Origin of the sequence: Citrobacter sp. Marseille-Q5395 (assembly GCF_947057495.1) — a bacterium.
In the GTDB taxonomy this organism is placed as follows: Bacteria; Pseudomonadota; Gammaproteobacteria; order Enterobacterales; family Enterobacteriaceae; genus Citrobacter; species Citrobacter murliniae.
In genome coordinates this window covers 1-12,180 of record NZ_CAMSEL010000038.1, presented here as the reverse complement: position 1 = coordinate 12,180, position 12,180 = coordinate 1, and the positions used below count along the sequence as shown (strand labels likewise).

Below are 12,180 nucleotides of genomic sequence, written 5' to 3'. Positions count from 1 at the left end.
AGTCACCGGCGGCTTGCCTGCCACACATTGAACATTACAGACCAATTAGCACTTTGTCACCGGGGAAAGATGTAAAGATTATGTATAAATAGATTGGCTTAGAAGTGACATTTCAACTTTGGAGAAACAGGTGACATTTTAAACTTGCTTTAACACAATTAATCGACATATTACTCAGGAACAAGCTGCGGCACGCATTGGCATTTCTATTCGGCAGGTTAAACGTCTGGTGCAACGGTATAGAAATGAAGGGCCTTCTGGTCTGGTTTCCCACCGACGTGGAAAGCGTCCTAATAATTCCTTTTCTACTGAATTCAGAGCAACAGTAATTTCACTCCTCAAAGGCCGTTACGCTGATTTTGGACCTACGTTTGCGTGCGAAAAATTGCGCGAGATACACGGTTTATCTTTATCCGTTGAAACTCTCAGAAAGTGGATGATAGAAGAGGGGTTATGGCGTGAACGCCGTCGTAAAATTGCCCGTATATATCAACGCCGCATGCGACGACCATCTTACGGTGAACTGATCCAGATTGATGGCTCACCTCATGACTGGTTTGAAAATCGAGGCCCCAGATGTACACTGATCGTTTTCATTGATGATGCCACCAGTGCGTTGATGGCGTTGCGTTTTGTGCCTGCTGAAACAACCCGGGCTTACATGGAAACCCTCCGGGGTTACCTTAATGATCATGGCGTACCGCTCGCTCTCTACTCTGATAGACACAGTATATTCAGGGTAAATAACCCAGAGCGGGAAGGTGAGCTGACCCAGTTCACTCGTGCGATAAAGACACTGGGCATCGAGCCAATCCATGCCAACAGCCCGCAGGCAAAAGGGCGGGTAGAGCGCGCCAATCAGACACTACAGGACAGGCTGGTCAAAGAAATGCGGCTTCAGAATATCAGTGATATTGAAACAGCAAATGCATGGTTGCCGACCTTTATTGAAGCCTATAACAACCGGTTCGCTACGTCGCCTCGTACTACTGATAATGCTCATCTTGATGTGCACCATTCTGAAGAGGAACTGGGTTATATCTTCAGCCTACAGGCGAAGCGCGTTCTGTCTAAAAATCTCACTTTCCAGTACAAAAGCAGTGCGTTTCAGGTACGCAGTGAGGGCCGGGGATATCGACTTAGGCATTCGGTTGTTACTGTATGCGAGAACTTTGACGGTGAAATTAACGTTCTGTATGACGGGAAAGCGCTGGGCTGGGAAAAGTATGTTGATGGCCCGGAGCCTATACCACTGGATGATGAAAAGAGTGTCCATGAACGAGTGGATAATGCCCGTATTGATTTACGCTCAAAATACTATGTTAAACCTAAAGCTGACCATCCCTGGCTTACGCGCCGAACGCAAAGTCATCAGCAAGTTAAGCCCCCGAAGTTACCTAAAAAGAAGCCTGATCCCGATAAAAAAGATTGAAACCAAGATCGATTCGGTTGAGTGCATATCCATTCATAGGGTAGATTCTTAAGTCGCGTTTCTGGTGTTCATTTTCGGGTGGTTTGTTACTTGTTTTACCGGGGATATGCCAGAAACGCGCTGAGTCAGTCTGGGCGGTGCGCGTAATGAGGCGTTATGGTAAATAGCCTATGCTAATGTCCGCTAAGAGCAAGAAGCGGAAGTTGGCAGTTTTGTGGACTGTCCCCACAAAAGTGACTACAGAAATAGTTGCAATTCATAATTGATCATGGGTTGTCAGTGAAACTCGTGGCGATTTAAATAGACTAATTGGGAGTGCGTCCATTACTTATATCTTGTAATGTTAACTATCAGAAATGATACAAAGATAATATGTCTTTAAAGAAAAGGCTGATGGCGAAAAGTGGCCCGATGAGGGCCACAATACGGCTGTCACTTAGACGTAAATATCAATGGTGCCAGCGGTATTTGTATCGTCTTTTTTCTCTTCTTTTTTATCAGGCTGAACTGTCGCGTCTTTATTCTTTTTCTCTGCCTGCTGCCTTAACAACTGCTCCAGTTGAGCCCTGAGGCTTTCAATTTGCTTCTGTACCAATGCAGCCATTTCTTTTTTCTGCTGTGTCGTCATCCCCTCTTCCGATGAGATTTTCCCAAGCTTTTCAGTCAGCACCTGAATTTGTCTTGTGATTTTGGCTATTTCTGATGTTCCTTCCGGGGCGGAGTTGTTTGAAATAACGGTTGAGGTATTTCCCTGAATTGTGACAGACATAGATTTCTCCTTTTAAAAAAGCACTATCGGCATGCACAAAAAAATCTTTAATCGTATTTCTTGTGTCATTAATTGTTTGATGTTCAGATTGTTTTCCTCGCGGGCTGGCGCGCCTCAGAAAGTAAAGCTTGTTGACAGGGGTAAACGTTCGGCAATAATTTTCTGCCGCATGCGGGTGTTGCATAAAACGTGCTATGTTCCTTTATCGACAGGTCAGGTCACCGCTCACCCGCCGACGAGAAAGCAACACTGACATGCTAAAGCAAAAAATAGATGAATAAGTTGAGTTGTGCATATGTAGCCTGACCGTCACAAAGTATATGGTGTCTGTACCAGTAAGATGATGGCCGGACTCTTTAAAAACGAGCTGACCTGCACAATACAGGATGGACTTAGCAATGGCTGCTCCTGGCACAAAGCGGACAGTGATCACCGTTCTTACGACTACTTTCTGACTTCCTTCGTGACTTGCCCTAAGCATGTTGTAGTGCGATACTTGTAATGACATTTGTAATTACAAGAGGTGTAAGACATGGGTAGCATTAACCTGCGTATTGACGATGAACTTAAAGCGCGTTCTTACGCCGCGCTTGAAAAAATGGGTGTAACTCCTTCTGAAGCGCTTCGTCTCATGCTCGAGTATATCGCTGACAATGAACGCTTGCCGTTCAAACAGACACTCCTGAGTGATGAAGATGCTGAACTTGTGGAGATAGTGAAAGAACGGCTTCGTAATCCTAAGCCAGTACGTGTGACGCTGGATGAACTCTGATGGCATATTTTCTGGATTTTGACGAGCGGGCACTAAAGGAATGGCGAAAGCTGGGCTCGACGGTACGTGAACAGTTGAAAAAGAAGCTGGTTGAAGTACTTGAGTCACCCCGGATTGAAGCAAACAAGCTCCGTGGTATGCCTGATTGTTACAAGATTAAGCTCCGGTCTTCAGGCTATCGCCTTGTATACCAGGTTATAGACGAGAAAGTTGTCGTTTTCGTGATTTCTGTTGGGAAAAGAGAACGCTCGGAAGTATATAGCGAGGCGGTCAAACGCATTCTCTGAACCAAAGCATGACATCTCTGTTTCGCACCGAAGGTGACACTTCTGCTTTGCGTTGACAGGAGAAGAAGCCATGAAACTGCCGAACCAACCCGTTGTTTTGTGCGTATTGATAGTATGTCTTACGCTGTTGATATTCACCTGGCTTACGCGCAATTCGCTCTGCGAACTGCGGCTGAAAGACGGTACGCGGGAAGTGTCGGCTGTGATGGACTACGAATCCGGTAAGTAGCTGAAAGAGGGGGGGTAACCCCCCTCGATTCAGATGTGGCCAGCAAGCCAATAGCACCTTTAGAAAAGGGTTTCTCCGGTCGGGGAAACCCTTTTTTCCTTCCGTTCGGTGGCAGACCGCCACTCAATTACCCAAGGCATTCAACAGTCTCAGTGGAATACCGTCGGATTAAAATTCTCCCCAGAACGGCTGCGGCTCGCACTGGGTACCTCCTCCTGCGTCCTGTTTAATTCTCAACGCCTCAATTTTTCGAGGACCCGCCGCAATTTCCGAACCTGGCTGGTCGTGGAGAGAGTACTGGTTTGTGGATGACATGCACTGGTCTTCTCATTGGGCTGTAGCTCATAGGACATAGCCAGTGCGGTCAGTGCTTCTTCAGCATCCAGCAGAGCTTTAATGGCCGTCTGGCGCATCTCTGCACGGCGTTCAATTATGGTCATGTTTGTCCTTGCTGCATCCGGTAAAATGACGCCGGGTATTCAGTCTTTCACGTTTTTCAGAATGGCCTGGCGGCAGGCATTCCAGATCGTCTGGGCATTCGCATCGCAGTCCACGAACCCGCCGCATTCCTGATAGATGACCTGGTAGACGCTGTCTGGGATCTTCTCCGGTACAACCGGGGAAAAGATGCTGACGGATGCCTTTCCTTCGGCGGCGTCACAGACGGCGTCCAGATGATTCGCCATCCATTCGGTTAAATTCAGATCCTCCTGAATTGCCTGCGCCTTATAGCGTTCTTTTCTTGTTACAGTGGCACGCATCTGAATTTGTACGCTCGCAGGCTCTTCGCCCTTCATCGCATTCTGAAGTGCAGATTTGGGCTGTTTCATCTTCGTTTTCATTTTCAATCGCACTATTTGGAAAGCGGCTTGTCTTCAGTGGGCTGAACCGGGGCTGTCTCCCCCGGCGTAACCAGCACACCAGCTTCACTCAGCACATGTCTCCACTGCTCATCCCGGTAGGCCGTTGCGGCGTCGGCAGAATCAAAGCATTGGTCGCAGGGCGGACAATTTACGGTAACCAGGCTCACTACCGGCTTAACGTAGTACGCTCTTCCCCGTGGATAATCTTTTCCACAAGGGGCATAGAGCTCCTCGTCCCCACCAACACGGCGGAGGTGGAATTCTGGTTGCTGGCTGGCCTGCTCGGACAGCTTCACGGATGCCGTCTGCCAAGCTGCGATAGCCCGGGTCATGTCGCTTTCATGCCTGGCAAGATCTGCATCCCGGCGAGCCAGTAGGTGCGCGATAATATTGGCTTCATCGTAATTGATGACCGCCATTAGTTGACGGGTCGCTTCATCCCAGTCCTGTACTGCGGAGCCATCCAGTGGATTAGCGAGGTGCGCCTGGTATGTCGTACGGTAATTTGCGGCAGCACCTTCCAGCTGGTGCAGTTTTTCATCCGATAGTTGTTCGGTCATTGCACAGTTCCTTTTAGATGCAGGCTCAACGCTTGCATTAAAATTCATGCCGTCTGTTTGGCTGCGGCTTTACGCTGGGCGGCGATATGGGCGGCAATCTGCTTTTTGAGGCGCTTATAGTCAGCCCTGAAGCGTGCCACGTCATCGATCTCAATCATGTACCCGCAGCTGTAACCGGCATGCCCAAACGCATCGTCATCTTCGTAGTTTGGACAGTGATCGCTTTCCCAACCCGCTGCATCCAGCAATTCATCAATAGCGACGAGGTGTGCCCTGGGCGCATTCTCAATGATGAAGTAGAGCGAGCGACCCCAGAAGTGGCTGCGGGTACCTTCGATTACAGCAGTGTCGTTCGTGGTCTGGCGGGAAAGTTTCATTGGATACTCCTTTGCCCGGAGCCGCCGGGGCGGGGGTGTGATGTTCACACCTTGTGTTTGCAGTATGCGGTCCTTTTCAGGCAACCGGGAAAGTAACTTTTCGCTGCTGCTGGTGGACTGTCGCCTATTGCTCGCCAGCCTTTTTCTTTAGATAGTTTACGTCTGACTCATCACATACCTGATCCATATGACGCTGAATCCATGCCGAGATAGTCAGGCCATTACGCTTCGCCTCACGGACATAGCGTGATTTTTTCTCCGGGGTCATACGCATCTGGACCAGTGCCGTTGCTTTGTCGGCCTCATCTTTTTTCGCGTTATCGTTGCCCTTCATATGGATCGCGTTAACGTGCTTTTCATTGTTATCGGTCATAGTGTTCTCGGTCAAACAGAGCCGCGTAGTGCGGCTCCCAGGGGGAGAGTGCAGCCGTGTCATGTCGCTGTTGAAACCGTCGGGTCAGGGGCCAGTTTCTCGCGAAGCAGTTCGGCGGCATGCATCTGGTCTTCGGCCCAGAATGGAGCGAGTCCCATAAATTCGCACCAGTACGCCAGACCGGATTTTCCGTCGTCCCGGTAAGTCCAGACCGCCTGGCCGTGACCCACGCCGGAGTCGACGGTTACATACAGCCCGGGCATGCATTCACAGGGCTCCTCGCAGTCGCAGGTGCCACTCTGGACCACGTGTACTCGTCTCAGCTTCACTGCGGTACGCAGGCGCAGGAGGTCCTCCAGCGCATCAGCGTCGAATTTCGCCGTGCTGACAAGGGTGTTTGCACTGGTTTTACGCAGCGCCTGAATACGGGTGCGAAGCGCATCGTTGCTGATAGTAGACTTAATCATCATTATTCCCCCATCTCACCCAGCTGCTTGCGGATTGAAACGCTTTCCGCACGGAGTTCATCTTGTTTTGCCAGCAGGAAACGTTTTACAAGCGCCATCGCGTCCAGAAATTCAGTGGGCTCACATTCAACCCGTTCGCACACGCTCTGAACGGCTTCCGTCACCAGCGGCATTACGTCCAGCGCTGTCTGCATTTCCGAAATCACAGAGGAGTTGCCCGCGTAACGGGTTGCCAGTGACAGAGTCTCTTTGCTCATGGCTCGCTCCTTATGCCGAGACCGGACGGACAAACAAGTCATGTGCCCCTTCTCCCTGCGGTGGTCGCTGGGTTCAATATAGGATTGAAATTCCCCGCTTATCGACCAGATGTGGCATGCGAACAGGGTAGAATACTATTCCGGATTCACGAATTATCAGCGCCAGCCGGTGACCCGCTGACGTACCCGCTGCAACCTGTGCCGAAGGTGTCGACATGATTAAAAAGGAATGTATGAAAGAACGTACACAATCCCCGGGTGAGTCGTTTGCTCACGCTGAGTTTATGGAGAAAGTCTTTACCAACTTACGGATGTTTTGTGACGCCGAATACCGACGGTTAGCCACAGGTGAGAAAGAAACCCAACAGTCGCAACCGGAAAAGACCATACATTCGCATTATCTCGTGTAAGACCCATGCCGCCGTATCCTTTCCCGATGGCCGGGCAGATTTAGCCTGGCCCGATTTTAATTCCCTCATTCTACCTGCCCCGCGTTGAGATGTTCGACAGTGATCCCGGTTATTCCTTTATAGCGATAGATAGATTGCCATTCCATATTTTGGAAAAGTAACTTTAGATGCCGTGTGACGCCGCAGTTCCCCTCTTACTCATCTTCCCTTCAGCGCATGTCACACCTTTCATGCTGACGGATCTGCATTATTGTGGGTTCTTGCAGACGGAAAAGTAACTTTTCGATAAATTCCGGCTTTTTGGTACCCGATTTCACACTAAAGTTAAATTTGGCCTCCTTAGCGAAAAATTAAAACGGACGGATCACGTACTATTACCCCGGGAAAAAAAGTTACTTTTTTTTTCGCCTCAGGTTATTAGGAAATGAATCGAACCTGGTATTGTTGTGTTGTAGCGAACAACCACCCTAAACGAAAAATTAAAAGGAAGGCCACAATGTCCACTATCGAAAATGATGTAAAAACCGCTAACAACGATATCAGCCTGCGCACTTACCTGGAGCGTTCCGGTAACGGCGCACGCAAAAGCAATGGTCTGGTCATCAACCCGGCAGTGGTCGAAGAGGAAGAAGGTTTTAACACCCGTACCGCTGGCATGGGAGAAAGCTACTACTCCTTACCCCACGTGGTAGCCCACCTGAACAGTCTTAAAGAGTCCTATAAGTCTGAGCCTTTAAGCGTACCAGCTATCGTCGTGCAGGTTCTGAATGGTCGTCCTGTTCTGCGTCAGGGGGCATGTCGTATCCGCGCCGCCGCTATGGCAAACATCGAGCTGGCAGAGGAAGGGCGTGAACTGATTTCGTTAATTCGCTGCGAGGAGTTTCGCGGTAGCCGCGCCAGTGCCGAACAGTTTACGCTGGACGGTAACTCTAATCTGGCTCTGTCTGTCGTGGCTGAGGCGCTCTCCATCAAACGGATGGTCGAAGATGCTGAAGAACCTAAAACGTTCGCAGAACTGGCCAAGCGTCGCGGTAAAACAGAACAGCACCTGCGTCAGATGGTTCGCGTCCTGGACCTGCCTGAAGCCCTCCAGGTTATGCTGGTGACAGGGGAAGTGAGCATGTATGTCGCGCTGGATGAATATCTCTACAGCGGCGATAAGGCCGTGAATAATATCACCAAAGCCATCGACGTCTATGGCAAGGCGACGGCCAAAACCCTTAAATTCGTCAAAGCTGGCAAAATTGATGCAGCCATGCAGCCGAAAGCGCCGGTCGTGCAGGAAACGAACGCAAACACCCCTGAAACCACCGTGACGGAACAAACATCCGTCGAAGGTACTACGGATGAGACCACCCCGCCGCAGCTGGTGGACGGGAATGTTGGGACCAACCCGGAGCCAACTCCGGAAAACACCCCGGAGCCGAAGGCGAAAGATCCGATCAAAACGCCAGAGCCTAAAACTGTATCGGTCTCCAGCGTACTCAACAAAAAGACCGTGACGACGATTGCGGACACGGCAATCCCGCTTTTTTCGCGTATTGCGGAAGAAGCAGAACAACGTGCCGCTAAGAACCTCAGCGACGATACGTACACCTTAGTGCTGACCAATGATGAGATGAATGCCATCTGTGAAGCCCACGGCAATCTCACGCAGTACCTGCGTAAGCATGCCGAAAAGCAGCAACAGGGCCAGGCATGATTTTCTGACCGACCCTCCACCCGGTAGGGTCGGTTACCACCACAGGTCAAGGAGAAACAGGGTAATGAAGAATATCGCGATCAACGTCAGCACGAAGGCACCATTGCAGACAGTTAAGGACCCTGTGACCCGGGTCAGCATTCAGTGTACGGCGAAGGATGAGAAGGGCGAAGACGTGGAAGTGAATATTCTCGATCTGGAGCAGCACCACACCACCAACGAAATTAAAGTGACTTTTGGCGGCTCCCCCTCCCAGGCGCTGACCATGCTCAGCCGGGTGATGGACGTGCTGCAACAGCAGGCGGACGCAGAGCTGCAACTGAATTCTTACGCTCGTTTGCAGTAAACGTAAAAGGTGAATGATCCGTTTTAATAAGTACCTGCAAACCCCATGGATACCGATTTGACGAATGGCACACCCATTTATAAATCTTAACCGCCACTGAACAGGCAATAAACAGAGTTATTGTGAACTTACATCCGAGGGAAAATAGGTGGCTACCAGCTTTTAGGATGGTGATATTCAAATAACTGCAAAATTACGAATTAGCAAGCGTATTGTAGGGAATACATAATGGTAGAATAAGATATGGTTTTAATAATTTACAACGCTTAAATCCACATTCGTCCATATTTAATATTTATGGGAATTTAAAAATATATTCAGTGTAGGTTATTAGCTAGCAGGTCGAATTTTATATAATACCAAAAAACAGGAGGTATTATGAAAACCAGTCTGGCTTACGCATCTAATTGTTCCGACTCTCTCTATTCCTTTATTTACAAGGCACTGCAACAACGCTCAGGTGCCGAAAATGAAAGTCTCTATCAGCAGGCTATTTCAGCGTGCCGTACTCCGAAGCAAAAAAAGAAAATGGCCGGTTACTACGCCGGTCCGTGGCAGATGCTGTTTAACGCCTGGTGTTACAACCGCCTACCCAACATTGCCGTACTGCCCGTGTTGGCACAGCAGTGCTTATCCTTTTTGCAGTGCGAAGAACTGATCGCCGACTGGCACTAATCACATTATGTCCTGCTGGTGGATGCTGGCAGGTCTGGAGTACCTTTAAATGTACAGATATGACAGGAACCGGCAGTCGTTCAACCTGGTCAATGCGCTTCAGCCGGTCTATCGCAACAACGGTGGCGGTTTGTTTGAGTTCGACCGCAGGAAGCAACATGAAACGGCTGATCTCATCTTCGAGGCACTGACGTTTTCCCAGGCGCCCGAACTGGAGCTGGCGAAATTTGTCCGTCTTAAATCTGTGCGCCGAATTGCACAGTTTGACGACGGTGAAGTGCGCTATGGCGTTCACGTTGAACTGGCCGACGCTGTTGATAATAATTCCTTCAGAATTTTCAAAGATGATAATACAGGTGGATTTGATTTTTATTTATTTTCTACTTCAAATAATGAAGTAGAGCTTGTCCGCTTTAATCTGGATGTCTGTGGTATTCATTTACAGGACATTTTTGAACGGTCAACCGGCTTGTGTCTGTCGTACTGAATTATTTATTAAATATTTCACTTCAGGTTATTAGCCACGAAACCGATTGTGGAATAATAATAAAAAACGACGAGGTGAAATATGAAAAATCTTAATATTCAGATTAACGACATCGCAGCAATTAACACACTTGGTGGATCAATGCTGGCGGATATCATCGCCACCCAATATAAAGTAATTGGTGATAACAAAGACACTGCGGAAATGCCTATGCCGTGTATTGCTTACGGGCAGACCCCTGCAAATATCGACCCAGGCGTCTTCATCAACCGTGTGTACTGCTTGGACAGTCAATCGCTAAGTGCCAGCCTGCGTTACGAGCTGTTTAACGGACTTGCGAACCAGGCGTTTACCTTCTTCTGCCAGTCGGGCTGGTACGGTGCATTCCGGGTGGTGTCTTTCCGTGATAACGGACCTGCCGGACTCCTTAATATCGGCATTGTCCATGAGAAGGTGTTAAACGAATTTTGCGCCGATTTTCCCCGGGCTAATGTCAGCGAAACCGGCTTTAACTGCGGCATGACGTTTGACCAGATCCGGATGTTTATTTCAGACCGGGCCTATCAGATGCCGCTCTACAACAACCAAGATCACTTCGTTAAACTCGCGAAACGCCTTGTGGCCTGACACCCAGTGCCAGGCTCAGGCCTGGCCATTATGAAGGAAATGCCCATGAGCGGATTTTTCAGCAACGAATCACCGTTATCACTGGCTCAAGCCCGCGCCGTTGCCGCCGGTTACCAGAACGTCTTTATCGAAAACCTCCAGCCAGCAGGCCATTTCCAGATTGCCATCCGTAATCATCGCGACCACGATCGCCAGCTGATCTGGCGTAACTGGAATTATGAACCCGATGCCTATGATGCGCTCAATAGCCACCTGCAAAGCCACGGACTGAAGGCCAGCTGATCAGCACAAGAACCCGGTAACTCCGGGTTTCTTTTTATGGACTCAGATGTCAGTGCTGGCAAACGGGGAAGGGAGTCTGGGTCTGCCCGGGGCCCACAGCTGGTGGTATAAGTCTGACCCGCATGCAGATGGTTTCGCCCGGTGCCGAGATGGCGCCGGGGAACTGAAAAGGTATCTTGCATCCGGAAAGAAATCGTCGTGACCTCCCGACCTGCGTGTAGATATGCCTGGCGGATGCCTGCGGTGTGTCGTCTGTAACTGAACTGAGCCATCTTAATTCGCGATCGAGAGAAAAGGGACGTGCTAGCAAAAATTAAGCGCGAGGGACTTTGATATAAATACTCAGACAATTAACGATGACTCACAGGATTTCACTGGTGCTTATGATTCTCAATATTGTTTTAACCCTCTATGTGGTTGTATGTCTTTTCTGCTGTCTATTTTTGAGAGCCCGTAATAAAAAGGCACTTTGCCATTCCCAGACCGAAGGGCGTCGGTATACGCAGGATAGTAAGAGAGGGGGGATTGCCGACGGAAATGGTTCCTTCTTTACCCCCGATACCTCAGGCGGTGATGGTGGATGTGGGGGTGGTGGTGACGCTGGTGGCGGATGTGGGGGTGGTGGTGATTGATGCTGTTCGCAGGCGTCCGCTGGTGGGGAGCTATCGACATTGGTAATTTTGACGGTTTTTTTCGTAAAGGTTGCGGCCGTGGGCTCTGGCTGGTGGGGCGTGAAGTCAGAGAATCTAAATTAAATCCGTCGTGCAGAAAAGTACCTTTTCTGAATCTGTCAGACGCATCCGGAAAGAAAATATCTCTCGGGGCAGCAAAGGCACGCCGGAGGTGATTTGCAGATTCAAGCGGGAAAGTCTATTTTTCATGCACCGAACCTATTTGGGCTGGGACGGAACCTGGTATAATGGACACATACAAAGGAGGGCATTATGAATACTTTTCTTTACGTACTGGTAGGCTGGATTGTCGTGCTGTATCTGGTTAATAAAGTGCGCGAAAAACGCAGCAAAGCGAAAGCGGTTAAAATCCTGGTGAAACGCAATGGCGTTTATCAAGAAGTGGATGCCGTAATGTTGCCCAAATACCAAGGCAGCGATGTGAGTACAGTTAAGACAGGCAATGAATCAGCCTCGCAATGGTTGAATAAAGAGGATGATATTACTGAACCGGAGTACTACAGTGGCGCTTCATTATTGAAGGCAACGAGAGATTTTGAAGCTCAACAAATGGAACAAAAATTCTAGCTACAC

The 12,180-nt window shown here is 49.3% G+C and carries 22 protein-coding genes; 13 read left to right on the top strand and 9 right to left on the bottom strand.

Annotated features, from left to right (window positions below; all coding sequences use genetic code 11):
* The first annotated feature begins 157 nt into the window (after positions 1-157).
* A complete protein-coding gene (locus OH663_RS25210; RefSeq protein WP_263525903.1) occupies positions 158-1,432 on the top strand; it encodes an IS1202-like element ISEsa1 family transposase in 1,275 nt (424 codons plus the stop codon).
* A 436-nt stretch (positions 1,433-1,868) separates the two neighbouring features.
* On the opposite strand, the gene OH663_RS25205 is transcribed toward OH663_RS25210, so the two are convergent.
* Complete coding sequence (locus tag OH663_RS25205; protein ID WP_001317460.1) at positions 1,869-2,201, bottom strand: FlxA-like family protein; 333 nt, start codon at positions 2,199-2,201, stop codon at positions 1,869-1,871.
* Positions 2,202-2,403: 202 nt separating this feature from the next.
* Complete coding sequence (ydfV, locus tag OH663_RS25200) at positions 2,404-2,709, bottom strand: protein YdfV (protein ID WP_001326990.1); 306 nt, start codon at positions 2,707-2,709, stop codon at positions 2,404-2,406.
* Positions 2,710-2,733: 24 nt separating this feature from the next.
* Between ydfV and relB the strand changes: the two genes are divergently transcribed.
* From relB to OH663_RS25185, 3 genes are all read left to right on the top strand, one after another.
* Positions 2,734-2,973, top strand: a complete 240-nt coding sequence (gene relB / locus OH663_RS25195) for a type II toxin-antitoxin system antitoxin RelB (protein ID WP_000534858.1) — start codon at positions 2,734-2,736, stop codon at positions 2,971-2,973.
* Positions 2,973-3,260, top strand: coding sequence for a type II toxin-antitoxin system mRNA interferase RelE (gene relE, locus OH663_RS25190; RefSeq protein WP_000323025.1), 288 nt, complete (start codon positions 2,973-2,975; stop codon positions 3,258-3,260). Before relB ends, relE begins: the two co-directional genes overlap by 1 nt.
* Positions 3,261-3,330: 70 nt before the next feature.
* Entirely contained in the window at positions 3,331-3,489 is a 159-nt protein-coding gene (locus tag OH663_RS25185; RefSeq protein ID WP_001447600.1) for a type I toxin-antitoxin system Hok/Gef family toxin, read from the top strand.
* A 233-nt stretch (positions 3,490-3,722) separates the two neighbouring features.
* Here the strand turns inward: OH663_RS25185 and OH663_RS25180 are convergent, their stop codons facing one another.
* The 7 genes from OH663_RS25180 to OH663_RS25150 all read right to left on the bottom strand — a co-directional run bounded on the left by OH663_RS25180 (position 3,723) and on the right by OH663_RS25150 (position 6,386).
* Positions 3,723-3,929, bottom strand: coding sequence for a hypothetical protein (locus tag OH663_RS25180; protein WP_044255297.1), 207 nt, complete (start codon positions 3,927-3,929; stop codon positions 3,723-3,725).
* Between the two features lie 39 nt (positions 3,930-3,968).
* On the bottom strand, positions 3,969-4,319 hold the full coding sequence (locus tag OH663_RS25175) for a hypothetical protein (RefSeq protein WP_032610485.1): 351 nt from the start codon (positions 4,317-4,319) through the stop codon (positions 3,969-3,971).
* A 23-nt stretch (positions 4,320-4,342) separates the two neighbouring features.
* A complete protein-coding gene (locus OH663_RS25170) occupies positions 4,343-4,912 on the bottom strand; it encodes a hypothetical protein (RefSeq protein ID WP_032610483.1) in 570 nt (189 codons plus the stop codon).
* 44 nt (positions 4,913-4,956) lie between these two features.
* Positions 4,957-5,289: a DUF5417 domain-containing protein gene (locus OH663_RS25165; RefSeq protein WP_032610481.1), complete on the bottom strand. Its 333-nt coding sequence runs from the start codon at positions 5,287-5,289 to the stop codon at positions 4,957-4,959.
* Between the two features lie 124 nt (positions 5,290-5,413).
* Complete coding sequence (locus OH663_RS25160) at positions 5,414-5,662, bottom strand: hypothetical protein (protein ID WP_050596976.1); 249 nt, start codon at positions 5,660-5,662, stop codon at positions 5,414-5,416.
* Between the two features lie 59 nt (positions 5,663-5,721).
* Complete coding sequence (locus OH663_RS25155) at positions 5,722-6,132, bottom strand: hypothetical protein (RefSeq protein WP_040115203.1); 411 nt, start codon at positions 6,130-6,132, stop codon at positions 5,722-5,724.
* Positions 6,132-6,386 (bottom strand): hypothetical protein, encoded by a 255-nt coding sequence (locus OH663_RS25150; RefSeq protein ID WP_032610479.1) that lies wholly within the window; start codon positions 6,384-6,386, stop codon positions 6,132-6,134. Before OH663_RS25150 ends, OH663_RS25155 begins: the two co-directional genes overlap by 1 nt.
* A 233-nt stretch (positions 6,387-6,619) precedes the next feature.
* On the opposite strand from OH663_RS25150, the gene OH663_RS25145 reads away from it, so the two are divergent.
* The 9 genes from OH663_RS25145 (at position 6,620) to OH663_RS25105 (ending at position 12,174) form a co-directional block, all read left to right on the top strand.
* The gene (locus tag OH663_RS25145) at positions 6,620-6,796 is read left to right on the top strand and encodes a hypothetical protein (RefSeq protein WP_155034045.1); all 177 of its coding nucleotides are present in this window, start codon (positions 6,620-6,622) and stop codon (positions 6,794-6,796) included.
* Positions 6,797-7,292: 496 nt separating this feature from the next.
* Positions 7,293-8,498 carry a DNA-binding protein gene (locus OH663_RS25140; protein WP_040115206.1) on the top strand — a complete coding sequence of 402 codons (1,206 nt, stop codon included), beginning with the start codon at positions 7,293-7,295 and terminating at the stop codon, positions 8,496-8,498.
* Positions 8,499-8,562: 64 nt separating this feature from the next.
* Entirely contained in the window at positions 8,563-8,844 is a 282-nt protein-coding gene (locus OH663_RS25135; protein WP_032610475.1) for a hypothetical protein, read from the top strand.
* A 378-nt stretch (positions 8,845-9,222) separates the two neighbouring features.
* Entirely contained in the window at positions 9,223-9,519 is a 297-nt protein-coding gene (locus OH663_RS25130) for a hypothetical protein (protein WP_040113314.1), read from the top strand.
* 49 nt (positions 9,520-9,568) lie between these two features.
* On the top strand, positions 9,569-10,006 hold the full coding sequence (locus tag OH663_RS25125; protein WP_040115208.1) for a hypothetical protein: 438 nt from the start codon (positions 9,569-9,571) through the stop codon (positions 10,004-10,006).
* A gap of 81 nt (positions 10,007-10,087) precedes the next feature.
* The gene (locus tag OH663_RS25120) at positions 10,088-10,633 is read left to right on the top strand and encodes a hypothetical protein (protein ID WP_032610473.1); all 546 of its coding nucleotides are present in this window, start codon (positions 10,088-10,090) and stop codon (positions 10,631-10,633) included.
* 45 nt (positions 10,634-10,678) lie between these two features.
* On the top strand, positions 10,679-10,915 hold the full coding sequence (locus tag OH663_RS25115; RefSeq protein ID WP_032610472.1) for a DUF905 family protein: 237 nt from the start codon (positions 10,679-10,681) through the stop codon (positions 10,913-10,915).
* A gap of 537 nt (positions 10,916-11,452) precedes the next feature.
* A complete protein-coding gene (locus OH663_RS25110) occupies positions 11,453-11,593 on the top strand; it encodes a hypothetical protein (protein ID WP_154591402.1) in 141 nt (46 codons plus the stop codon).
* A gap of 266 nt (positions 11,594-11,859) precedes the next feature.
* On the top strand, positions 11,860-12,174 hold the full coding sequence (locus OH663_RS25105) for a hypothetical protein (protein ID WP_015063011.1): 315 nt from the start codon (positions 11,860-11,862) through the stop codon (positions 12,172-12,174).
* The last annotated feature ends 6 nt before the right edge of the window (positions 12,175-12,180 follow it).

Bases quoted from the DNA above. Each gene is read 5' to 3' on its own strand.
- OH663_RS25125 (WP_040115208.1), top strand. From the start codon at position 9,569: ATGTACAGATATGACAGGAACCGGCAGTCGTTCAACCTGGTCAATGCG.
- OH663_RS25115 (WP_032610472.1), top strand. From the start codon at position 10,679: ATGAGCGGATTTTTCAGCAACGAATCACCGTTATCACTGGCTCAAGCC.
- OH663_RS25130 (WP_040113314.1), top strand. From the start codon at position 9,223: ATGAAAACCAGTCTGGCTTACGCATCTAATTGTTCCGACTCTCTCTAT.
- OH663_RS25105 (WP_015063011.1), top strand. From the start codon at position 11,860: ATGAATACTTTTCTTTACGTACTGGTAGGCTGGATTGTCGTGCTGTAT.
- OH663_RS25170 (WP_032610483.1), bottom strand. From the start codon at position 4,912: ATGACCGAACAACTATCGGATGAAAAACTGCACCAGCTGGAAGGTGCT.
- OH663_RS25205 (WP_001317460.1), bottom strand. From the start codon at position 2,201: ATGTCTGTCACAATTCAGGGAAATACCTCAACCGTTATTTCAAACAAC.
- OH663_RS25110 (WP_154591402.1), top strand. From the start codon at position 11,453: ATGGTTCCTTCTTTACCCCCGATACCTCAGGCGGTGATGGTGGATGTG.
- OH663_RS25185 (WP_001447600.1), top strand. From the start codon at position 3,331: ATGAAACTGCCGAACCAACCCGTTGTTTTGTGCGTATTGATAGTATGT.
- OH663_RS25175 (WP_032610485.1), bottom strand. From the start codon at position 4,319: ATGAAACAGCCCAAATCTGCACTTCAGAATGCGATGAAGGGCGAAGAG.
- OH663_RS25140 (WP_040115206.1), top strand. From the start codon at position 7,293: ATGTCCACTATCGAAAATGATGTAAAAACCGCTAACAACGATATCAGC.
- OH663_RS25155 (WP_040115203.1), bottom strand. From the start codon at position 6,132: ATGATGATTAAGTCTACTATCAGCAACGATGCGCTTCGCACCCGTATT.
- OH663_RS25135 (WP_032610475.1), top strand. From the start codon at position 8,563: ATGAAGAATATCGCGATCAACGTCAGCACGAAGGCACCATTGCAGACA.
- OH663_RS25160 (WP_050596976.1), bottom strand. From the start codon at position 5,662: ATGACCGATAACAATGAAAAGCACGTTAACGCGATCCATATGAAGGGC.
- relE (WP_000323025.1), top strand. From the start codon at position 2,973: ATGGCATATTTTCTGGATTTTGACGAGCGGGCACTAAAGGAATGGCGA.
- relB (WP_000534858.1), top strand. From the start codon at position 2,734: ATGGGTAGCATTAACCTGCGTATTGACGATGAACTTAAAGCGCGTTCT.
- OH663_RS25120 (WP_032610473.1), top strand. From the start codon at position 10,088: ATGAAAAATCTTAATATTCAGATTAACGACATCGCAGCAATTAACACA.
- OH663_RS25180 (WP_044255297.1), bottom strand. From the start codon at position 3,929: ATGACCATAATTGAACGCCGTGCAGAGATGCGCCAGACGGCCATTAAA.
- OH663_RS25145 (WP_155034045.1), top strand. From the start codon at position 6,620: ATGAAAGAACGTACACAATCCCCGGGTGAGTCGTTTGCTCACGCTGAG.
- OH663_RS25165 (WP_032610481.1), bottom strand. From the start codon at position 5,289: ATGAAACTTTCCCGCCAGACCACGAACGACACTGCTGTAATCGAAGGT.
- ydfV (WP_001326990.1), bottom strand. From the start codon at position 2,709: ATGTCATTACAAGTATCGCACTACAACATGCTTAGGGCAAGTCACGAA.
- OH663_RS25150 (WP_032610479.1), bottom strand. From the start codon at position 6,386: ATGAGCAAAGAGACTCTGTCACTGGCAACCCGTTACGCGGGCAACTCC.